Source organism: Hymenobacter mucosus, from assembly GCF_900188255.1.
GTDB classification, from domain to species: domain Bacteria; phylum Bacteroidota; class Bacteroidia; order Cytophagales; family Hymenobacteraceae; genus Hymenobacter; species Hymenobacter mucosus.
Genome location: NZ_FZNS01000004.1, coordinates 433,234 through 453,743 on the forward strand (window position 1 = coordinate 433,234; position 20,510 = coordinate 453,743).

Genomic DNA, 20,510 nt, shown 5'->3' on the forward strand with positions numbered 1-20,510 from the left:
AGTACCTTTGCAGCTATGAATCTGCTTTCTGCCGAGAATCTCTCGAAAAACTACGCCGACCGGTGGCTATTCCGGGAACTGAACTTTGGGCTGCAACAGGGCCAACGCGTGGCGCTGGTAGGCATTAATGGCTCGGGCAAAACAACGTTGCTACGCATTCTGGCCGGGTTGGAGCCCCCAGACAGCGGTGAAGTGAGCGTGCGCAAGGACACCCGGGTAGCTTTCTTGGGGCAGCAGCCCGTGTTCGATGAGTCGCTGAACGTGGAGCAAACCATCTTTGCCAGCCAAAACGACACTTTGGCCGCCATCCGCGACTATGAGCACGTAGTAAACGACCCCAACCATTCGCCCAACGACTTGCAGCGGGTAATGGAGCTAATGGACACCTACAATGCGTGGGATTACGATGCTCAAGTAAAGCAAATCCTGGGGCGGTTAGGAATTTTGGGCGACCTATTGGAGCGGCCTGTTAGCAAGCTTTCCGGTGGTCAGCGCAAACGCGTAGCGCTGGCACGGGTGCTCATTGAGGAACCTGATGTGCTTATTCTCGACGAGCCCACCAACCATTTGGACCTAGCTACTATTGAGTGGCTGGAGAACCGCTTGGCAACTCCTTCACTCACGCTGCTGATGGTGACCCACGACCGGTATTTCCTTGACCGCGTAGCCAATGAAATAGTGGAGCTGGACCAAGGCCGCGTACACCGCTACCAAGGAAACTACTCCTATTTTGTGGAGAAGAAGGCTGAGCGCGAACAGATGGAAACCGTGGAGGTTGAAAAGGCGCGCAATCTGCTGCGGAAAGAGTTGGAATGGATGCGCCGCCAGCCCCAGGCTCGTGGCACCAAGCAAAAGGCTCGCATCGACGCATTCTACGAAACGCAGGAGAAGGCCAAAACCAAGCTCAAGGGCCCTGATCTAGAATTATCGGTAAAAACTACCCGCCAAGGAGGTAAAATTATCGAGGTGGAGCACCTGCACAAGCAATTTGGGGGCAAGGTGGTGCTGAATGATTTCAGCTACGTTTTCAAGAAAAAAGACCGTATTGGGCTTATCGGCCCGAATGGTGCGGGTAAGTCAACGTTGCTGAACATGCTCACCGGCAAACTGCAGCCCGACTCGGGCGTGGTAGATGCTGGTCAAACCACGGTGTTTGGTTACTACACCCAAACAGAACTGGACTTTGACCCTTCTCAGCGCGTGATTGACATTGTGAAGGAAGTAGCCGAAGTAGTGGAAATGGCCGATGGTAGCCAGGTTACGGCTTCGCAATTTTTGCAGCACTTCCAGTTCCCGCCGGCTCAGCAATACACGCTTGTGAGCAAGCTTAGTGGGGGCGAAAAGCGCCGCTTACAACTTCTGCGGGTACTCATCAAGAACCCTAACTTTCTCATTCTCGACGAGCCTACCAACGACCTCGACATCATCACCCTCAATATTCTGGAGGACTTCCTCCTTAATTTCCAAGGGTGTCTGATCATTGTATCGCACGACCGTTACTTCATGGATGCGCTAGTAGAGCAGGTATTTGCCTTGGAGCCCGGCGGAAAAATCCGGCAGTTTCCCGGCAACTACACCGACTACCGGGAGTGGCAGAAAGATCAAGACGCTGAAACGGCGGCTCGCCCGCCCAAGGCAACTGCTTCGGCGGCCCCAGTAGCCGCACCGCCTACCCCGGCTCCTATGGCGGCGTCAGCTAGCACGCCCAAACGCAAGGCCACGTTTGCGGAGAAGAAAGAGTACGAAAACCTGGAAAAAGAAATCGAGCAACTCGAGGCCCTCAAGCAGCAGCTTATTGAGAAGCTCAACTCAGGTACGGGCAACCACCAAGAACTAGCCGACTGGGCTGCTCAGCTTAAACGCACCGACCAAGACCTTGACTCGAAAGGCGAGCGGTGGCTGGAGCTAGCCGACTTTGTGTGAAGAAAAAGCCCCGCACATGCGGGGCTTTTTTATGCCTGGTAAGTTGCGCGAGTAGTAAGTATTGCACGCGCTACTTAGTGGCTACCTCCTAGCCTATATATCAGCGGGTAGTACGGCGGTGCCGTTGCCGGGCACGGAGAAAGCCCACACCCGACGCACAGCACGGAGGGGCACAGGCGCAAACACGTGCGCGAAATATTGCTGACGGCTAGCTACCCACTCGCGCTTTACGCGCACCCCACTTTCCGCCAATATATCTTCATCCCACTCCAACAATACGACCTCTACCCGGCCGGCATAGTACCGACGTGCGGTTTCTACTACTTGCAGCCTCTCGGAGCAATGAATGAAGCCTTCTGCAGCTAAGTCAGCGCTGGCGAAGAAACCCGTTTGTTGGGCTTGGTGCCAGTCCGCGAGTTCAGCAATACGGTACAACATATCCTTAAGCGCAACAGAAAACTGGGCTGGGGGCTGATTCACCGGTGAATCAGCCCCCAGCCCAGTTCCTAACTCTACTACTGAATTCCGCTTAGGCCTTCCACACGTCCTGCTGTACGGCTTTGCCTACCGTCAGCACTAGGCGCGTAGGGTTAGGCACCAGCGTGAGGCGTGCCTCCTTGCCGGAGTATTTCTCTGAGTCAATCCAGACGCCTTCCTTGGGCGAGGGTGTGCCGCTGGTAGTAGCGGGCAAATAGGCAGTAGGCAGTAGCACGTCGGTATCAGAAACTAGTTCGTCGTGCACTTTTTCTAAGGCTGCTTCCAGGAACGAGCCGTACTCGTCGTTAAAATCGTCTTCCAGGTCGTGCAGCTCTTCTTCCACGTCGTCGTAGCGGGCGTCATCGTAGGTGAGCTTATGCAGCTCGGCTTTCTTTTCGATGAGCGTAACCAGGGCGCGGTTGAGGTCCTCCTTGTTCATAGCCACGGGCAATAGATATGGTGTAGCGCAAAGGTGGGGAGGATTTGGGAATTTTTTGCGCTATTTGATTTCCTGTTCTGTCTTGTTCTTCCTCTGATTGGGCTCTGCAAAACCCCCTTGGGTGCACTACGGATGCTACTCGTTCTGGAAAGCAGAAAGCTAGCTATTAGTCCCAAACTCCTACTTTTACTAGCGTAACCCATCCATCCTACCCACTACATCCCACCCATGGAAACCATGACCTCACCGGCCGTGCAGGCCCATCCAAGCCAAGATTTTTTACCCCTCAACGGCACCGACTACATTGAGTTCTACGTCGGCAATGCCAAACAATCGGCCTATTATTATCAGGCCGCTTTCGGGTTTGAGCTGGTGGCGTACGCCGGCCCCGAAACTGGAGTGCGCGACCGGGCCAGCTACGTGCTGCAGCAAAACAAAATTCGGTTTGTACTGACGACCTCCCTCCTCCCCGATTCTGACATTACGCGCCACGTTGCGCAGCACGGCGACGGCGTGAAGGTGATGGCCCTGTGGGTAGATGACGCCCGCAAGTCGTTTGAGGAAACCACCAAGCGCGGCGCCAAGCCAGCCTTCGAGCCGTATACCCTAGAGGACCAGCACGGCTCGGTGACCCTAGCGGGCATTTATACTTACGGTGAAACGATCCACACGTTTGTGGAGCGTAGCCAGTACAGCGGCGCCTTCCTACCGGGCTTCGTGGCCAAAACCAGCGGCCTCCCGCAGGGCAATCCCGTGGGCCTAGAATACGTGGACCACTGCGTGGGCAACGTAGGCTGGGGTGAGATGAACCAGTGGGTAAAGTTCTACGAAGATGTTTTGGGCTTCAAGCTGCTGATTACCTTCGATGACGACGACATCAGCACCGAATACTCGGCGTTGATGAGCAAGGTGGTAAGCAACGGCAACGGGTTTGTGAAATTCCCTATCAATGAGCCTGCTGAAGGCAAAAAGAAGTCCCAGATTGAGGAGTACCTCGACTACTACCACTCCCCCGGGGTACAACACATGGCCCTCATCACCCACGATATCCGCGCTACGGTTACTGAGTTGCGGCGCCGCGGCGTTGAGTTTCTTTCGGTACCAGGCACGTACTACGACGACCTACTTGAGCGCATCGGCCACATCGATGAAGACCTGGAGTCTATCAAGGCGCTCAATTTATTGGTAGACCGCGACGAAGAAGGCTACTTGCTTCAAATTTTTACTAAGCCAGTAGAGGACCGTCCCACCGTATTCTATGAAATAATCCAGCGCAAAGGTGCTAAGAGCTTCGGCAAAGGCAACTTCAAAGCCTTGTTTGAGGCTATTGAACGAGAGCAAGCCCTGCGAGGCAACCTCTAAGTACATATTTGCTAGGCAAATGCTTGCCTAACACGAGCCCTAGTGCCAAATGGTACTAGGGCTCATTCGTGCTAGAAGCTACGCAGAAACTTCACACTACGCGAACTAAGAATAGCATCTAAACGCTACCGCTGCATTACTTTTTATGGAGACCTTCTCTCCATCCAATAAAAACCTGTTTTCTTTACTCCCGTTCTCAGAACCCTATTCTTTCATTTGCTTCTATGGCCCTCACTCCCGAAATCCAGCAAAAAATTGATACTTGGCTGACCGACAGCTACGACCCCGCTACTCACGCCGAAATTCGCGGCATGGTAGCCGAAAACCAGGAGGATTTCCTTTCTGATGCTTTCTACCGCAATCTGGAGTTTGGCACTGGTGGCCTGCGTGGCATTATGGGTGCCGGCTCTAACCGCATGAACCGCTACACCTTGGGCATGGCTACCCAAGGCCTGAGCAACTACCTGCTGCAAAGCTTCCCAGGCCAGGAAATTAAAGTGGCCATTGCCCACGACTCGCGCAATAACAGCAAAGAGTTTGCGCGTATTGCCGCCGATATTTTCTCGGGCAATGGCATTACGGTGTACTTGTTTGAGGCCCTGCGCCCCACGCCGGAGTTATCCTTTGCCATCCGCCAGTTGGGCTGCCAGAGCGGCTGTGTTGTTACGGCCTCGCACAACCCCAAGGAGTACAACGGCTTCAAAGTGTACTGGAACGATGGCGCCCAAGTGGTAGCCCCTCACGATAAAAACATCATTCGGGAGGTAGAAGCCATCCAATCGGTTAGCGAGGTGAAGTTTGGCGCTGATGCTTCACGCGTTCATCTGATTGGGGCCGAACTGGATGCAGCCTACCTAGCTAAAGTAAAGGAGCTCAGCATTAACCCCAGCGCTATTCAGCGCCAGCACGATCTGAAGATTGTGTACACGCCCCTGCATGGTACGGGCATCACGCTGGTGCCCCAAGCACTAGCTCAACTGGGCTTCACCAATGTGCACGTGGTACAAGGCCAAGCTACCCCCGACGGTAACTTCCCCACGGTACAGTCGCCAAACCCGGAGGAAAAGGTAGCCATGCAAATGGCTCTCGACGAAGCAAAATCCCTTGATGCTGACTTAGTTATTGCTACCGACCCCGACGCCGACCGCGTAGGTATTGCCGTGAAGAACGACAAAGGCGAGTGGGTACTAGTCAATGGCAACCAAACGGCAGCCTTGCTCACTCACTACCTGCTCTCAGCCCGCAAGCACGCCGGCAAGATGACGGAACAGGATTTCATCGTGTACACCATCGTTACCAGCGACGTACTCGGCGACGTGGCCCGGGCCCACAACGTAACGGCCTACCAAACCCTAACGGGCTTCAAGTACATTGCCGGCATCATCCGCGACTTGGAAGGCCAGCAGAACTACATCGGTGGTGGTGAGGAAAGCTACGGATACATGATTGGCTCCTTCGTGCGCGACAAGGACGCCATTTCGGCCTGCGCTATGATTGCCGAAATGGCGGCCGTGGCCAAAGACCAGGGCCGCACGCTCTACCAGGAAATGGTGCAGATGTACCTAACCTATGGTTTCTACAAGGAGAACCTGATTTCATTAACTAAAAAAGGACAGCGCGGCGCCGAGGAAATTCAGGAAATGATGCGCGACCTGCGCGCCAACCCACCCGCTACCATTGCGGGCCTGGCAGTGGCAGAATTGCGGGATTACAAAACCGGCAAAATCCGGAACCTACATACCGGCCTTGAAACTGAAACCGGCCTGGAGAGCAGCAATGTATTGCAGTTCATTCTGGAAGATGGTAGCAAGATTTCGGCCCGTCCCAGCGGCACCGAGCCCAAGATCAAGTTCTATTTCAGCGTGCGCCAGCCCTTGGCCTCTGCCGTAGACTTTGACCTAGCAGATCGACTCGCCGGTGAAAAAATTCAAGCCATCATCGACGACATGCAGTTGAAGTAGCACAGCTTACTTATTTGATAAAGAAATGCTCGCTGTGGAAATGGCGAGCATTTCTTTATACCTACAGTTCCATTATTGCTGATTCCTTAACTAGGTTGCACTGCCTATTCGAGGGCCTCTCATTCTTTTAGCTTATTGCTGCATGAAAATACCTATACTATTATCTATTCTTGGATTGGCTACCTTACCTGCCTTTGCCCAACGCTCAGCGCCTGACTATATAGTGACAACGGCAGGTGACACGCTACGCGGCCGGATTCAGATTTTTGGTCCTCAAAACCAGATGGTGCGGCTGTTCCGGGAAGGCGCTGCAACCGCTGAATTCTCACCAACTGAAGTACGCAGCTATGGCGACAGATCTGGTCAGCTTGGGGTAAGCATACCGGTAGGGCCCCAAGGGGCTCCGCAGTTTGTCGTTCCGCTTGTGCAGGGGTACGTCAGTTTGTATTCAGGAGAAAATGAGCGGGGTAAATCCCACTTTTTTCTGCAACCCGCCGACTCCGCCTACCTTGTTCCGGTACCTCCAACTACTGCTCGCCTCGCGTACTTACGGGTGCTGTCTGGCTGCCCATCTTTGGATTTCGCGTATAGCACCACCGAAAAACGCTATCCATACACCGAGATTGGCTTAAAGCGGCTAGTAACTGCCTACAACGAATGTCGGCAGCCCCAGCAAACTAGCCGTACGCTACGAAATACATCTGCCCGCGTGGCTGTTGGCCTGAAGGCTGGCCTGAATTCCTCTAGCTTCAAGTACGCAGATGACCGCTATGTGGGCTCCCACACAAATACCATAGGGTATCAAGCGGGTGTGATGTTTCATCTAGGGTCCAAAACTCAGTTTTCGGTGCAAGGTGAAGTTTCGTACGTGGCACTCCGCAGCGTATATGGCCCCGTTAACTTTCCCAACGGCTATGCGGCCTACACAACCCTACGTACCCTCACTGTCCATTACTCACAGATTCAAGTACCGATACTATTTCGGTACTCCTTCGGCCACCAGAACCTACGGCCTTATGTAAATGCTGGCCCCGTGTACGGACTCAACTTTCAGAACAAATCAACGGACAGCTACCAAGACTCCGATAAACCTGCGCCGAATACTCGCGCTTACACCGTTGCTGGCAGCAATAGTTTTGGCTTGAGTGGTGGTGCCGGCTTGCTTTGGCAGGGCACTTCCTTTCCCAACTTGAGCTTAGAAGTGCGCTATGAAAAGATGCTAGATGCTACTGGCTTTTATAGGTCGGCCCCCTCGCACGAGTCGTTGCGTCTCGACTTAGGCATATGGTTTTGATGTAGTAAGAACGCCGGGGTTTCTCACTCCCGGCGTTTCTCTCCTTTCGAACCAAGAATAAACAGGATGAGCAACAGGAATGCGGCCACTCCCAAGCTATACCAGGTCACGAGGGGAAGGCCGCGGTAGTAACGCATCTGGCCCGCTGGGTAATGGCCGAGCAGACTCAGGCCGGCAAACAAGATCATGGCTACTGCCACGGCCGCTAGAATGCCCCGGCTGACCAACTGATCAGCCTTGCGCAGTAGTAAGTGGTAGCCGCTTAACTCCACACGTACGCGCAAGTCGCCCCGGGATATTTTGCGCATGATCTGCCGCACATCCGTGGGCAGCGTTTGCAGGAGAGCCAGCAGTTGCGTGCCCGTGTACAGGGCTTCGCTCTGGATGTTCTCTGCCGAATATTGCTCGGCAATAATGCGGGCGCCGTAGGGCCGCACGAACTCGAACGTGTTGAAGCGCGGGTGCAGCACCTTGCCAATTCCTTCCAGAATTACGAGGGCCCGCAAAATCAGGAAAACCGCGCCCGGCACTTGCAGCTTGTAGCGGTAAATAATGCCTTGCAGAGCGTCGGCCAGGTCCGACATGCTCATGTCCTTCACGTCGAGTGTAGCGAAGTCGTCAATGAGCTGCGTCAGGTCGGTTTCGAAGGCGCGCATGTCGGATATTTCCGATGTGAGGGCCAGCCGCCGAAAGTTCAGAGCCATACTGCGCGCGTCCTGCCGGGCCATGCCAATAAACACGCCGGCAAAAGCATACTTCTGCTGGCGGCTCAGGCGCCCAACCATGCCGAAATCAATCAGGACAATGGTACCATCGGGGCGCACTAGCACGTTGCCGGGATGCGGGTCGGCGTGGAAGGCACCAAACTCGAAAATCTGCGTCAGGTAGATGTCCATTCCCGTTTCGGCGACCTTTTCGGGGCTCAGGCCCCAGGCCAGCAGTTGGGGCTTGTCGGTGATTTTGCAGCCGCTCACAAACTCAATGACCAGGATTCGGCTTGTGCTAAGCTCCCGGTAGGGCTGCGGAATATAGAACGTATTGTAGTTGGCGTACAGCTTGCGAAACTGCTCCATGCTGCGGGCCTCCGAGTTGTAATCCAACTCTTTGGTCATGCTGCGCTCAAAAGCATCTACAATGTCCTGGGGATTAGCCAGGCCTTGCTTGCGCAGGAACGGGGCCGTCAGGCGCACGAGTTCGTGCAGCAAGCTCAGGTCGGTACGTACTTTTTCCTCTACTCCCGGCCGCTGCACCTTTACTACTACCTCCTCGCCCGTCAGCAACCGGGCCCGGTGCACCTGCCCAATGCTGGCAGAGCCCAGCGTCACTTCATCAAACTCGGCAAATACCTCCTCCAAGGGTCGTCCTAGCTCTTGTTCTATTATCTGGCGGGCCTGCGCCACCGGAAAAGGTAGCACATTGCTTTGCAGCTTCTCAAACTCATCAATAAGAGGCTGGGGCAGCAGGTCGGCACGGTTGCTGAGGGCTTGGGCCAGCTTAATGAAGGTAGGCCCTAGTTCCTCAATAATCATGCGGATGCGCTGCCACCGGGTCGTCTCAAACACAGCCTGCTCCCCATCCTGCCACGATGCCTGTCGGCTTTTGGGCACCAGCCGCCGCAGGGCGGTGCTGGTTACTACATCTTCAAAGCCGTAGCGAATTAGTACTTCCGCTACCTGCCGGATGCGTGTAAGGTTAGAGATTGTGTTTTTAAACATGCCTTGCAAAATCGGAATAAAACCCGGACTACCCTACCCCGCGGACAGGAGATGTTAGCTTAGCAGCTTGGTTCTTCCCCACGCACCCGCTAAGCTGCTACCATACCTACAACAAAACCCCGCCTGCAGAGTGCAAGCGGGGTTTAGTAACAGGTAAGGCGCAGGAAACTACGAGAGTTGGCTGCCGCTGCTGGAGGTGTTATCGTTAGGGGAAATAGCCTTTTTAGCGGCTATCTTCTTGGCTTTGTCTTCGGGGCTGTCGGTTTTGCTAATGGTTGGCTTGCTGCTCTTGCTCTTGGCTACCTTGGTAGCAGCGGCTGTGCTAGCCGCCGTGGTGTTGTTGCGCACGGAAGTGGAACTAACCTTACCAGCGGCCGGTGAGGTTGCTTCCGCACTTTTCGAGTTGCCCTTTACGGTGCGCTTAAGCTCTTCCACGTCGTCGTTAGATGCCACTCCTGCCCCTTTCATCAGGCGCGACGCAAGGCCTTGAAACTGCTTTTCCAGCTCTTTGCGCTTGCTGTCCGTGTTCTTCTTCAGCTCGTCCATGATTTTGGCGCCTTCCGATTCTGACAGCTTGCTTTCCTGCACCAGCTTATCGATGGTGCTTTGAACTCGGTCGTTGGTAAGTGATACGAAGCCCACGCCGGCATTGATGAACTTCTTAAACAGATCTTCCATAACGCTGAATGATTAAAGGGAAAGGTTGGGTGAGAAGAGAGAACTGCACAAAAGATTCGGGGCGGTGTGCTGGTAGCCGTCAACTCCGAGCCCAGCGTTCCGCCCTACGCAAATAATACGCGGCTGCGGGCAGAAAGTAACGCATAATGCATAAATACCAAGACCACAACCCACTAGTACTGAGCTAGTTTACGGGTCAAGCAGCCTGCTTGCTAGCTAGTTGCGCCGCCCAGATCGTATGCGTGAAATTTGCTACGCGGTCGAGGGCCAGGCGGGCTTCGGGCACGAACCGCCAGAACAAATGCCACCAATGCACTAGGCCTTCAAATACCTGCAACGTAACCGGCGTTCCGGCGGCGCGGGCTTTGTTGGCGAAACGGACCACATCATCGCTTAGCACTTCAGCGTCGGACACCTGAATGAGAAGGGGCGGTAGGCGGTGTAAATCTGCGTGCACGGGCGAGAGCAACGGGTGCGCCAAGGGTGTCTCGGCGGCGTAAAGCGGGCCCCAGCCCCGAATCTCGAAGGCTTCCAGCACCTGGCTTTCCTCGTGCGTTACCCGGCGCAGCACGGGCGGCGGCAGGGCCAGGTCCGTCCAGGGTGAAAGGCCAATGACGGCAGCCGGTAGGGCCTCCTGAGCGTCGCGCAGGGCCAAGGCCAAGGCAAAAGCTAAGCCTCCGCCCGCAGAGTCGCCGGCTACCATAATGTTATGCGCCGCGTAGCCTTGCTTCTGCAGCCACCGGAAAGCTAGGAGAGCGTCTTCAAGCGCAGCCGGAAAAGGATACTCGGGAGCTTTCCGGTAGTTGATGGCGAGCGTAGCAAGCTCGCAACGTTGGGCGAGGGCTCCTACCAAGCCGCGGTGCGTATTGAGCGAACCGAGTACGTAGCCCCCACCGTGCAAGTACAGTAGCACCCGCTCGGCCTGGGCCGCTGCGGGCCGGACCCACTCGGCGGCCATTCCATCCACATTGGCATCTTCCAGAAACACATTCCACGGCATCACCTGCCCCAACGACAGCACTTCAAACCCCAGGCGCATAGCGGCCAGCTTTGGCACCTTACCGGTTAGGGTGCCCGTGGCCGAAGCCAAAAGCTGTTTGAGGAGCAAATGTTGGGTAGACGGCATGGAGAAAGTAGTTAGAAAGCAGTGTGGCAATGCAGCGCACTAGCAGTTTAGCCGGTGAACAGCAAGGGTAGCTGAGTACTGACCTAGCGCCCAGTAAAACTTACTTTTTAGTACGCAGCCGGTGGCCTTTGTAGCCCCGGATAGCAATAGGAATCCATCCTAATACGGGGATGAAGAAGGTGAGGGTAAACGGATTGCGCCATATCATGCGCCAGTACGCTCCGGGGCGGCGCAAGTCTAGGTCGAAGGCGCGGTGGCCGTTGCGTACGTACCGGCGTTCAAACTCCTGGAATAAGGCAGGCCACGACCACGGCAGGAAAAACGGGAAAAACCGCCAGTTTTCTTTGATCCGCTGCCACAGTTCCGGCCACCGGTAGGGCTGCCGTCCGTATTGCTGCACGGCGGCGTCTAGCTCGGTTTGCATGCGGGCCCGAACTTGGTTGGAAAGCTCCTCATAATCTGGACGGGTAAGCTCGGCAACGGGTTTGGTGGTCAGTTCATATGGCCGAATGCGGGTGCCCAGCACAAACGTGAGCTTAGCCGGAAACGCCATGTAGAAAAACCACGGCTGCAGCAGCACCAGCAGCAGAATGGGCCCCACAGGAATAAAGGGAATACCTATTTTCTTACTTAGCCGGTTCACCCAATCCCAACTATAGGTGTAGGGGTTCAGGTATTCTCCGTTGATGGTATAAAACGGAATGATATCGGTGCGATGCTGAATGCCCAGCCGCACGGTGCTGGTAGCCAGGCGCTGAAACTGGTATTTGCGGTTAAAGCCCTTTCCAATGCCCGCCACGCCCTCCGGGTAAAGCATGAGGTTATGGTCGTTGTAGTGCATCATCGTCTCAAAATTGAGCGTGGTAGCATCTACGCAGCCCGCCTTCTTCCAGAAGTTTTTGACCAGAAAGGGGTTCATCAGCGCCGACTGCGACAACATGGGGGCCGACAACGGGCGGGGTAAGTCGCGCTTGTCGGGTAGGCGGCGCCACAGATGCGACAGGGCCACGATGGCATCCCAGGGGAAGGCCATGCCCGAGTGGTTGGAGGCGAAGATGAGAGGCTTATCGGGGTTGTTGCGCTCGGGATACTGCTCGAACCCTACCAGCTCAGACCGAAACCATACCCGATCAAGCAACTGCAGGATATTGCGGTCAAGTGTTTCTACGAACTCCTCGTCGAAGTGCTCGGAATAGATATGCTGATTAGCCTGAATAGCAGGTGGAGCAGAAGGATCGAGTGAGGCCGTGGACATTGGGCGGGAATACGGCAAACGAGGCTAAACGGGCGGGTAGGGCGCCAAGGTACTATTTTTGGTAACACTACTGCTACGCAACGGGGCGCTACCGTAGTTACAGGCGCCCCCTCAGATCTGACGCTTTAGCCGAATGGTGGTGGTGAACAGCTCCCCGTTTTCGCGGCGTACGAGCAGCAGCAGTGTGCGCCCATCGGCAGAATGAAACATGCGGCTCACCTGGGTCAGATTGAGCTGGCTGGCGGGCAGCAGGTTGATGGACAGCAGTTCGTCGCGGGGGCGCAACCCTGCCGCTTCGGCCGGCGAGTGGGGCTGAACTTTCATTAACAGGTAGCGCCGGTAGTTTTCGCCCGTGGCCATAATGTCCAAACCGCACATATCGTGCTCGAAAGGGTCGCGAAATAGCCCATTGGGCCGCAGCAGCAGTTGGTTGCGGGGGTAGTCGATGATAACAACGAACCGCTTGAGCAGCTCAAAGCCCAAGTTCCCGTTGCGGTACACATCCGTGCGTAGGGCCACGTCGGCAGCATCGGGGAAAGACGTAAGCAGGGAAGGCACTTGGTAGCGCCCGAGGCGTAGCGCCGCCACCCGGCCCAAGTAGCCATTAATGTAGCCACTCAGCCCCCGCCCCAGCTGGGTCCGCAAGCGCGTGGGTGGCACCCGCAAACGAGGGCTGGAAGTGGTTTCTAGGGAAAGCGCGTGGCCCGCACCGGTATCTAGCACCAGCTTCAGGGGCATCGTCAGAGAATCAGACAAAACTACTGGTACCGTCAGGTAGGGCTTGCTATTCTCTATTTCAAGTGGAATGCTCACCCACCGCTTGCTGCGGGGCCGGCGGTAGCGCGTAGGATGGCGAAAGACCAACTGCTCCTTCTCAGGCTGTACTTCCACGGCAAAGCTGCGAAAGATGGCGGACCCTAGCAGCCCGTGAATAGGCATGCCCACATAACCCGAGAGGTTAAGAATGTCTTCGGAGAGCACCAGAAATGAGAAATTGTCGGCTTGCACGCCTCGTAGCTCTACATTCACGCCCTCCACTTGGTACGCCTCTAGGGGAGCTTCCTCGCCGGCACCCGCAATTTGGAAACGCTGCCCCAGCCTAAGCCCCAGTTGGCGCTGCAACGAGATATCCGTAATGAGGCTGCTGTTGATGCCCGTATCCAATAAGAAGTTGAAGGGCCCTTGCCCGTTCAGCTTTACCTGCACTACGATAAGATTCCGCTGTAGAAAAAAGGGCACTAAGGCTTGCTCTTGGCGAGGCCGCTTAAACTGAAAAGGCGCAGACTTTTCCTGGGCATGGCCCGCTACTACAACCAGTAGCAGGCCCCATAAGCACAACGGCGCCCTCGCCCACGGGCGTAGGGAAAACAGCCAGAGCAGTGCGCAACGGAGCAGCATGGTGGGGAGGTGGTGGGCTTGGTAATTTACGCAAAAAACCTAGCCAGCACACCTACTCCCGTGCGCCTATTCTACTGTTTCCCAGCTTTCTTGGGGTAGGTAAAACAGGTGCCCATTGCGGATGTGCAACGGAGCCTCTACGTTGTTGTGGTAAAGCTGCCCCGTACCCAATCCTTGCGGAAAACCGGGGGCAGCATATGCCCCTGCCAGCTGGCTCACGGCGTTCAGGCCCACGTTGGATTCTAGGGCTGAGGTAAGCCACCACGCAATGCCCCGGGCTTGCGCCGCAGCCATCCACTCCAAGCTGGCGCCAAGGCCACCTACCAGGGTAGGTTTGAGAATAATGAAGGCTGGCTGTGCGGTAGCCAGCAATTCTTGCTGTTGGGCTGGGTCCGTCACACCTATCAGTTCCTCATCCAGCGCCACGGGCACGGGGGAGTTGCGGCATATGGCGGCCATGGCGGCCCAGTTGCCAGCCCGAATAGGCTGCTCAATAGAATGTATCTGGAACGCCGCCAGTTGCTCTAGCTTGCCCAAAGCCTCTTCGGGTGAGAAGGCACCATTGGCATCTACCCGCAGCGTGAGCTGTTCAGGCCCGGCTACGGCGCGTATTTCACGTAGGAGCGCCAATTCGGTTTCAAAATCCAGGCTGCCTATCTTGAGCTTAAGGCAAGCGTAGCCTTCTACTAGCTTCTTCTCAATTTGTTGGCGCATGAAGGCAGCATCGCCCATCCATACCAGCCCATTGATGGGAATGCCTGCTTCACCCCGGCCAAACGCGGTATTATACAGCTGCCGACGCCCGCCGTGCTGCAAGTCCAGCGTAGCCGTTTCGAGGGCAAACCGCAGGGCGGGCCACTCTGGCCCTACCAAGCTGGCCGCTTCCTCGGGTAGCAGTTCGCGTAGCTGCCGCCGGTTAAACTCGCGACAGAAGCCTTCCAGGGTGCTTTCGAAATCGGGCCGATGATCGGGGCTAAGCCCGGCTAGCGGTGCGGCTTCCCCTAGGCCTTTTACCCCCGACTGGGCAGTGTCCGATAAATGGAGGTAGTGCGCAACGTGCTCGGTGAGGGCGCCGCGGGAAGTACGAGCGGGAAAGTTGAAGCGGAGCGTACGCTGGGAAGTGCGGAGTTGAAGCATGAATGGGAATACGAACGCAAGCGTCAGAGAGGTACGTAGGCAGAGCACTAGTAACAAGGTAGGCGCAGAATTGGCTGCCTTGGCCTCAATCCTAGCGCAGGAGAGGGGCTGCCGCCTACCCCCAAACGCAACGCAGCCTCCGCACTCAGTGCGAAGGCTGCGTATGTAAGGCGAGCAGGAAGGAAACCCACCCTTCTCGTCTTCTTCAGAAAAGCGAATTAGCTAACGGCAGTGCCCTGATTACCGCGCCCACGGCTGGCTTGGCCCCCTTTTCGGCCGGCAGCACGTGCTTCCTCTGAAGTAAAGCGGTGGCCCCGACCACTCTGGTGCGAGGCACGTCCACCTTCGCTAGCAATGCGACGTTGCTGAGCGGGGTCCATGGCGGCGAAACCACGTGGACGCTTAGGGGCAGGAGTTTCTGCAGGAGAAGTGCTGCGCGAAGTGGTTGATGTCCGGTTGGTGTTCATAGCTCTACAAGAAATGTAGGTGGAAAAATGGTCGATGGCACTTGGCTCCTCTAACGGGCAGTGCCTCATCTAAGATGAGCTATTAGACCTTAAAAACCGCTTCTACACGTCAAAATACCGTTTTCTACCGAACAGCTCGTCCGTAGTAATACGCAACCATACGCGAAATACTGACGACCTTACCGGCGAAGAATCGGACAACCAGATAGGCCAGTACGTAGTTATACTCTGGTTCTTCCTCTCTCGTTTCGTATGTCTGTAGCTCCCCACTCCGCCGCCACTGCTGTGGCTTCTCCCTCTTCTTTGGCCGACCGCTTCCAGATGGTGCGCCAGCAATCAGAGGCCCTGTGCCGCCCGCTGCTCCCTGAGGATACGGTAGTGCAGCCCACCATTGATGTGAGCCCACCCAAGTGGCACTTGGCTCATACCACCTGGTTCTGGGAAACCTTTTTACTGCGCGAGTACCTACCCGGCTACGAAGTATATCACCCCGACTACGCTTTTCTTTTTAACTCCTATTACAACTCTCTGGGCTCCCGCGTGAACCGCGCCGACCGGGGCACCCTCTCGCGCCCACCATTGCGCGACGTGTACGCCTACCGCACCTACGTTGACGAACACATGGCGCGCTTACTGTCCCTAGCAGATACTTTGCCCCCCACCGTTGGCGAGCTAGTAGAGCTAGGACTACAGCATGAGCAGCAGCACCAAGAACTGTTAGCCACTGATATTAAGTACATTCTAAGCACTAGCCCGCTCGCGCCGGCTTACCTGGAACCTACCCTTGCCCCCGCCCCCGCCATACTGGCGCCAGCCGCTTGGCTACCCGTACCCGGCGGCATGCACCGCATAGGGTTTGAGGGTGAAGGGTTTTGCTTCGATAATGAGTTGGCCCCGCACGATACCTACGTAGCGGACTTCGAACTACAAAATCGCCTCGTGACCAATGCTGAGTTCCTCGAATTCATAGAGGCCGGCGGCTACCGCGACTTCCGCTATTGGCTAGGGGAAGGGTGGGACCTCGTAAATTCCCAAGGCTGGGAGGCTCCCCTCTACTGGACTAAGCAGGCTGGGAATTGGCAGCGTTTCAGCCACCACGGGCTACAGCCCCTAAACCTGGCGGCTCCGGTCACGCACATCAGCTTTTACGAGGCCGATGCGTACGCGCAGTGGCGCGGCTGCCGCTTGCCCTCCGAGCAGGAGTGGGAAATTGCGGCTCGTCACTTCGGCGCCACCCCTACGGGCGGCACCTTCCTGGAAAGCAACCTCTACGACCCCCAACCCCTGCCCACTGATGCTGACCCCACTCAGTGCCACCAGCTCTTAGGTGATGCTTGGGAATGGACTTACTCAGCCTACCACCCCTACCCCGGCTACCAGCGGGCGGCGGGCGCGCTGGGCGAGTACAACGGCAAGTTTATGATAAACCAACTGGTGCTGCGCGGGGGCTCCTGCGCCACTCCCGAAAGCCACATCCGTATTACCTACCGTAACTTCTTCCACGCCGACAAGCGCTGGCAGTTCACGGGTATCCGGCTGGCGCGCTAGCCTTGCCTGCTAGCTGTGGTGTATCCTTCCGTTCGTGCTTTCTCTCTGCCGATGATTTCTTCGCCTCTCTCGCCTGCTGCACCTACTACCGCCCCGCCGTTGGCCGCCGACCTCAGTCCTTTAGCCCAGCACGTGCGCCAAGGCCTGCAGCAACCGTTCAAGACCTTGTCGTCAATGTATTTCTATGATGACGAGGGCAGCCGACTGTTCCAGCAGATTATGGCGTTGCCGGAGTACTACCCCACTCGCACCGAGTTTGGACTACTAACCGAGCACCAGGCGGCCATTAGTACTGCCTTGCGGCCAATGGCTGCGCAGGAGCCATTTTATTTGATTGAGTTGGGGGCTGGTGATGGGTTAAAAACCAAGATTCTACTGCGTCAATTACTCGATACGGACGCCCGGTTTACCTACGTACCCGTTGACATTTCGGCAGGGGCCTTGGAAGGACTGATTGCTGCCCTGCAAGCAGAACTGCCAACCCTGGCCGTAGAGCCCGTTGTAGCCGACTATGCCGACGCCCTAACCCTTATGGCAACGCGCCCAGGCCGAAAAGCCGTGCTCTTTTTGGGTTCTAACATCGGCAACTTTCTTCCCTCCGATCGGCACGCTTTTCTGCGGCGCTTATGCCAGCCACTCACCCACGACGACCGACTGCTCGTAGGGTTCGACTTGCAGAAAGACCCTCGCTTTATTCGTGCCGCCTACGACGATACCCAGGGCGTTACAGCCGCTTTCAACCTTAACCTACTCCGCCGACTAAACCGGGAGCTAGGCGCCAACTTTGACCTGGACCACTGGCAGCATTACACCGACTACGACCCGCTTACTGGGGCTGTGCGCTCCTTTCTTGTTAGTACCCGCGCCCAGACGGTGCAGTTTGCCGCGTGGAAAGGCGCAGTGGACTTCCGGGCGTGGGAAATGATTCATACCGAAAACTCCTACAAGTTCACGCGCCTTGGCATCACGCAGCTGGCCGTTGAAGCCGGCTTTGAAGTGCAGGAATTTTTCACGGACGGGCAGGAATTCTTTGCCGACGTTATCTTGGCTCCCCAAAGCTAAGCAGCATTTCCGCAGGGGCGAGTTGCTTGGCTACCAGTAACTCGCCCCAGTTTGTTTCATGGCTGATCTTATATCACTGGCTTCTGGCTACGGCTCCTTTCTTCCTCCACCGGCGGCCGTTGAAGCAGCTACCCAGGCTTTGCGGGCCGGCCAACTGCCCGTGGCCCATATTGCGGGCTTGCCGGCCCTGCGCCAAGCATTGGCAGAGCGCCACCAAGGTGCGGCGGCCATTTCTTCCGACCAAGTAGTAGTAACGCCGGGCGCTAAGTCGGCGCTATACGCCTTGCTTGTCATGCTGCTCCGCCCTCAAGACGAGGTAGTACTCCCTACACCCAATTGGTTTGGCTTCGATAAGCTCTTGGCGCGCACTAGCGCCACTGTGCGCCACGTACCACTATCCGGGGCCGACAATTATGCCTTAACGCCAGCCGCACTACGGGCTGTTCTTACCCCACGCACTCGCATCCTGCTACTTTCCAACCCCAACAACCCCACCGGCCGGGTGTACCACCGGGCCGAGCTAGCCGCTTTGCTGGAGGTGACGCGCGAGTTTCCCGACCTCTACGTGCTATCGGATGAGATTTACAACCTTATCTCCTTTGGTGCCGAGCCAGTACCTTCCTTACTTGATTTCCCTGACCCGGCCGGACGCCACGTGGTAGTCAATGGTTTCTCCAAGTCGTTGGCCCTGATAGGTTGGGGCATAGGGTACCTGGTGGCCCCTGCTGCCCTAGCCCAAGCTTGCGCCGAGTGGCAATTTGCCACGAGCGTTGCCGTGCCAGTGCCTGCTCAGCAAGGCGCACTAGCTGCCACGCACGATGCTACTTCAATTGCAGCAGAACTTTGTCACCAGCTTCACCTCACCCGCCCGCTTTTACTCAACTACCTGGGCGGCTTATCCCGCGTACCAACATTATTGCCGGAGGCCACCTACTATGCTTTCCCTGATTTGCGCGCTTATCTCGACCCGGCTCTCCCGGCCCGCCAAGCTTCGGCGGCCCTAGTAGAGCGCTTCAAAGCAGGCGGAGTAGAGGTAGTAGATGGCGGTACATGCCACGCACCTGGGTTTGTGCGCATTTCGTACGCCGTGCCCGAGCCACAGCTGCGGGAAGCCTTAACCCGGCTGAGCACTGTTCTTGCGCAACACCCTTGATAGTATAAATGCCGCTCGGGGCTGTTTGCTCGGCAGCAAGCAGTTATTGGGAGTGCTTCCTAGCTGATAGGTCCGCTTTTGGCAGAAAGGCCGGAATAGGAGTCGTACCTTTGCGGCGTTTTTTAGCTGCTAATATGCCCCTTTCCGCCCTACGCCCCCATCTGCGACCTACGCTAGCACTCGCTTACCCCGTGATGCTCAGCCAGCTCGGTCACGTGCTCGTAAACGTGTGCGACAGTATGGTGGTGGGTCAAACCGGCAAAGTAGCGCTGGCGGCGGTTTCCTTGAGCGTGAGCGTGTGCACGGTCGTTATGGTGTTTGGCATGGGGCTAGCCATGGGCATCACCCCGCTAGTTGCCGCCGCCGATGGCCGCCGCGACGTTGCTGCCTTGGGGCGCTTGCTGGTAAATGGCGTGTGGCTAACAACGGCCGCCGGCCTAGTGTTGGGCGGCTTGGGCTTGCTGCTGCCCCCCTTGTTGCCCTACCTGCACCAGCCGCCCGCCGTGGTAGCCCTAGCCGCCCCCTGGATTCGCGTCATTTTCTTGTCGCTGCTGCCGCTCATGGTATTTCAAGGCTTCAAGCAGTTCGCGGAAGGCTTGGGACTTACCCGCCAGGCTATGCTGCTATCAGTGCAAGCCAATCTGCTCAATGCCTTTCTGTGTTACGCGCTGGTATTCGGCAAATTTGGCTTTCCAACCATGGGCATGATGGGCGCGGCATGGGCTACTCTACTGGCCCGCGGACTCATGGCCGTGTTAATGGCCGCCTACGTGTTGATGGCTGTGCGCCTGCGCCCCTACCGCCAAGCTGCTGCTCATCGCCTGTTGCCAGATGCGGCAGGCCTGCGCTACCTTGTGGGCTTTGGGTCGCCTATTGGGGTGCAGATGATGTTTGAGATGGGCGCGTTCAGCTTCTCTGCCATCATGATTGGCTGGCTGGGGGCCACGGAGCTAGCGGCCCACCAGATTGCCATAAATGTAGCCTCCGTTACTTACATGGCGGCTAGTGGTATTGCGGCGGCGGCTACCATTCGGGTGGGCAAGCAGCGCGGCCTGGGCCAGGCCGAAGGTGCCCGGCAGGCTGGCTTTGCGGCCTATTTAATCACGTTCGGCTTCATGACCCTAATGGGCTTGCTGCTCATCGTGGCCCGCCACTTTATTCCGCAGTACTACAACGACGACCCTACCGTGGTAGCCCAAGCGGCCGGTCTGCTCTTGATTGCCGCCGCTTTCCAAATTTCGGACGGCGTGCAAGTAGTAGGGCTAGGTGCCCTGCGCGGCTTGGAAGATGTGAAGGTGCCATCGGTGGTGGCATTGCTAGCCTACTGGGCGGTGGCCCTCCCGCTGGGCTACGTGCTGGCATTTCCGCTGGGCCTGGGCGCCGTGGGAGTCTGGCTAGGCCTGCTCACGGGCCTTACGCTAGTAGCGCTGCTGCTGCTGCTGCGCTTTCGTTTTCGCAGCCGCGTACCCGCGCCGCCTCATCTGAACGAAGTAGCCTTGGCCGTACGTTAGCCGA

At 56.7% G+C, this 20,510-nt stretch carries 17 protein-coding genes; 8 read left to right on the forward strand and 9 right to left on the reverse strand.

Going from position 1 to position 20,510, the window contains the following annotated elements; all coding sequences use genetic code 11:
• The first annotated feature begins 15 nt into the window (after positions 1–15).
• Positions 16–1,923 carry an ABC-F family ATP-binding cassette domain-containing protein gene (locus CHB83_RS11765; protein ID WP_089332759.1) on the forward strand — a complete coding sequence of 636 codons (1,908 nt, stop codon included), beginning with the start codon at positions 16–18 and terminating at the stop codon, positions 1,921–1,923.
• 93 nt (positions 1,924–2,016) lie between these two features.
• Here the strand turns inward: CHB83_RS11765 and CHB83_RS11770 are convergent, their stop codons facing one another.
• Together CHB83_RS11770 and CHB83_RS11775 are read right to left on the reverse strand one after the other, a co-directional pair.
• Positions 2,017–2,361 carry a DUF952 domain-containing protein gene (locus tag CHB83_RS11770; protein WP_089332760.1) on the reverse strand — a complete coding sequence of 115 codons (345 nt, stop codon included), beginning with the start codon at positions 2,359–2,361 and terminating at the stop codon, positions 2,017–2,019.
• A 91-nt stretch (positions 2,362–2,452) separates the two neighbouring features.
• Positions 2,453–2,839, reverse strand: a complete 387-nt coding sequence (locus CHB83_RS11775; protein WP_045688973.1) for a hypothetical protein — start codon at positions 2,837–2,839, stop codon at positions 2,453–2,455.
• A gap of 228 nt (positions 2,840–3,067) precedes the next feature.
• On the opposite strand from CHB83_RS11775, the gene hppD reads away from it, so the two are divergent.
• The 3 genes from hppD to CHB83_RS11790 all read left to right on the forward strand — a co-directional run bounded on the left by hppD (position 3,068) and on the right by CHB83_RS11790 (position 7,456).
• Positions 3,068–4,201: a 4-hydroxyphenylpyruvate dioxygenase gene (hppD, locus tag CHB83_RS11780; RefSeq protein ID WP_045688974.1), complete on the forward strand. Its 1,134-nt coding sequence runs from the start codon at positions 3,068–3,070 to the stop codon at positions 4,199–4,201.
• Positions 4,202–4,425: 224 nt separating this feature from the next.
• Positions 4,426–6,162, forward strand: a complete 1,737-nt coding sequence (locus CHB83_RS11785) for a phospho-sugar mutase (protein ID WP_089332761.1) — start codon at positions 4,426–4,428, stop codon at positions 6,160–6,162.
• A 142-nt stretch (positions 6,163–6,304) separates the two neighbouring features.
• The gene (locus CHB83_RS11790; RefSeq protein ID WP_089332762.1) at positions 6,305–7,456 is read left to right on the forward strand and encodes a porin family protein; all 1,152 of its coding nucleotides are present in this window, start codon (positions 6,305–6,307) and stop codon (positions 7,454–7,456) included.
• A 23-nt stretch (positions 7,457–7,479) separates the two neighbouring features.
• On the opposite strand, the gene CHB83_RS11795 is transcribed toward CHB83_RS11790, so the two are convergent.
• The 7 genes from CHB83_RS11795 to CHB83_RS11825 all read right to left on the reverse strand — a co-directional run bounded on the left by CHB83_RS11795 (position 7,480) and on the right by CHB83_RS11825 (position 15,232).
• The gene (locus CHB83_RS11795; protein ID WP_045688977.1) at positions 7,480–9,171 is read right to left on the reverse strand and encodes an ABC1 kinase family protein; all 1,692 of its coding nucleotides are present in this window, start codon (positions 9,169–9,171) and stop codon (positions 7,480–7,482) included.
• Between the two features lie 168 nt (positions 9,172–9,339).
• Positions 9,340–9,849: a phasin family protein gene (locus tag CHB83_RS11800; RefSeq protein ID WP_045688978.1), complete on the reverse strand. Its 510-nt coding sequence runs from the start codon at positions 9,847–9,849 to the stop codon at positions 9,340–9,342.
• Between the two features lie 196 nt (positions 9,850–10,045).
• Positions 10,046–10,975, reverse strand: coding sequence for an alpha/beta hydrolase (locus CHB83_RS11805; protein WP_089332763.1), 930 nt, complete (start codon positions 10,973–10,975; stop codon positions 10,046–10,048).
• Positions 10,976–11,075: 100 nt separating this feature from the next.
• Positions 11,076–12,230: a lysophospholipid acyltransferase family protein gene (locus CHB83_RS11810; protein WP_045688980.1), complete on the reverse strand. Its 1,155-nt coding sequence runs from the start codon at positions 12,228–12,230 to the stop codon at positions 11,076–11,078.
• Positions 12,231–12,341: 111 nt separating this feature from the next.
• Complete coding sequence (locus CHB83_RS11815) at positions 12,342–13,628, reverse strand: aspartyl protease family protein (protein ID WP_045688981.1); 1,287 nt, start codon at positions 13,626–13,628, stop codon at positions 12,342–12,344.
• Positions 13,629–13,694: 66 nt separating this feature from the next.
• Positions 13,695–14,765 carry an o-succinylbenzoate synthase gene (locus CHB83_RS11820; RefSeq protein ID WP_089332764.1) on the reverse strand — a complete coding sequence of 357 codons (1,071 nt, stop codon included), beginning with the start codon at positions 14,763–14,765 and terminating at the stop codon, positions 13,695–13,697.
• Positions 14,766–14,983: 218 nt separating this feature from the next.
• Complete coding sequence (locus CHB83_RS11825) at positions 14,984–15,232, reverse strand: KGG domain-containing protein (RefSeq protein ID WP_055562264.1); 249 nt, start codon at positions 15,230–15,232, stop codon at positions 14,984–14,986.
• 252 nt (positions 15,233–15,484) lie between these two features.
• Here CHB83_RS11825 and egtB point away from each other — a divergent pair, with 252 nt between their 5' ends.
• The 4 genes from egtB to CHB83_RS11845 all read left to right on the forward strand — a co-directional run bounded on the left by egtB (position 15,485) and on the right by CHB83_RS11845 (position 20,506).
• Positions 15,485–16,780, forward strand: coding sequence for an ergothioneine biosynthesis protein EgtB (gene egtB / locus CHB83_RS11830; protein ID WP_089332765.1), 1,296 nt, complete (start codon positions 15,485–15,487; stop codon positions 16,778–16,780).
• Between the two features lie 51 nt (positions 16,781–16,831).
• A complete protein-coding gene (gene egtD, locus CHB83_RS11835; protein WP_089332766.1) occupies positions 16,832–17,842 on the forward strand; it encodes an L-histidine N(alpha)-methyltransferase in 1,011 nt (336 codons plus the stop codon).
• Between the two features lie 58 nt (positions 17,843–17,900).
• Positions 17,901–18,995, forward strand: coding sequence for a pyridoxal phosphate-dependent aminotransferase (locus tag CHB83_RS11840; protein WP_089332767.1), 1,095 nt, complete (start codon positions 17,901–17,903; stop codon positions 18,993–18,995).
• A 134-nt stretch (positions 18,996–19,129) separates the two neighbouring features.
• Positions 19,130–20,506 carry an MATE family efflux transporter gene (locus CHB83_RS11845; protein ID WP_089332768.1) on the forward strand — a complete coding sequence of 459 codons (1,377 nt, stop codon included), beginning with the start codon at positions 19,130–19,132 and terminating at the stop codon, positions 20,504–20,506.
• The last annotated feature ends 4 nt before the right edge of the window (positions 20,507–20,510 follow it).

What these genes read in the sequence shown, in the direction of transcription:
- CHB83_RS11765 (WP_089332759.1), top strand. Translation starts at nt 16, where the DNA reads ATGAATCTGCTTTCTGCCGAGAATCTCTCGAAAAACTACGCCGACCGG.
- CHB83_RS11770 (WP_089332760.1), bottom strand. Translation starts at nt 2,361, where the DNA reads ATGTTGTACCGTATTGCTGAACTCGCGGACTGGCACCAAGCCCAACAA.
- CHB83_RS11775 (WP_045688973.1), bottom strand. Translation starts at nt 2,839, where the DNA reads ATGAACAAGGAGGACCTCAACCGCGCCCTGGTTACGCTCATCGAAAAG.
- hppD (WP_045688974.1), top strand. Translation starts at nt 3,068, where the DNA reads ATGGAAACCATGACCTCACCGGCCGTGCAGGCCCATCCAAGCCAAGAT.
- CHB83_RS11785 (WP_089332761.1), top strand. Translation starts at nt 4,426, where the DNA reads ATGGCCCTCACTCCCGAAATCCAGCAAAAAATTGATACTTGGCTGACC.
- CHB83_RS11790 (WP_089332762.1), top strand. Translation starts at nt 6,305, where the DNA reads ATGAAAATACCTATACTATTATCTATTCTTGGATTGGCTACCTTACCT.
- CHB83_RS11795 (WP_045688977.1), bottom strand. Translation starts at nt 9,171, where the DNA reads ATGTTTAAAAACACAATCTCTAACCTTACACGCATCCGGCAGGTAGCG.
- CHB83_RS11800 (WP_045688978.1), bottom strand. Translation starts at nt 9,849, where the DNA reads ATGGAAGATCTGTTTAAGAAGTTCATCAATGCCGGCGTGGGCTTCGTA.
- CHB83_RS11805 (WP_089332763.1), bottom strand. Translation starts at nt 10,975, where the DNA reads ATGCCGTCTACCCAACATTTGCTCCTCAAACAGCTTTTGGCTTCGGCC.
- CHB83_RS11810 (WP_045688980.1), bottom strand. Translation starts at nt 12,230, where the DNA reads ATGTCCACGGCCTCACTCGATCCTTCTGCTCCACCTGCTATTCAGGCT.
- CHB83_RS11815 (WP_045688981.1), bottom strand. Translation starts at nt 13,628, where the DNA reads ATGCTGCTCCGTTGCGCACTGCTCTGGCTGTTTTCCCTACGCCCGTGG.
- CHB83_RS11820 (WP_089332764.1), bottom strand. Translation starts at nt 14,765, where the DNA reads ATGCTTCAACTCCGCACTTCCCAGCGTACGCTCCGCTTCAACTTTCCC.
- CHB83_RS11825 (WP_055562264.1), bottom strand. Translation starts at nt 15,232, where the DNA reads ATGAACACCAACCGGACATCAACCACTTCGCGCAGCACTTCTCCTGCA.
- egtB (WP_089332765.1), top strand. Translation starts at nt 15,485, where the DNA reads ATGTCTGTAGCTCCCCACTCCGCCGCCACTGCTGTGGCTTCTCCCTCT.
- egtD (WP_089332766.1), top strand. Translation starts at nt 16,832, where the DNA reads ATGATTTCTTCGCCTCTCTCGCCTGCTGCACCTACTACCGCCCCGCCG.
- CHB83_RS11840 (WP_089332767.1), top strand. Translation starts at nt 17,901, where the DNA reads ATGGCTGATCTTATATCACTGGCTTCTGGCTACGGCTCCTTTCTTCCT.
- CHB83_RS11845 (WP_089332768.1), top strand. Translation starts at nt 19,130, where the DNA reads ATGCCCCTTTCCGCCCTACGCCCCCATCTGCGACCTACGCTAGCACTC.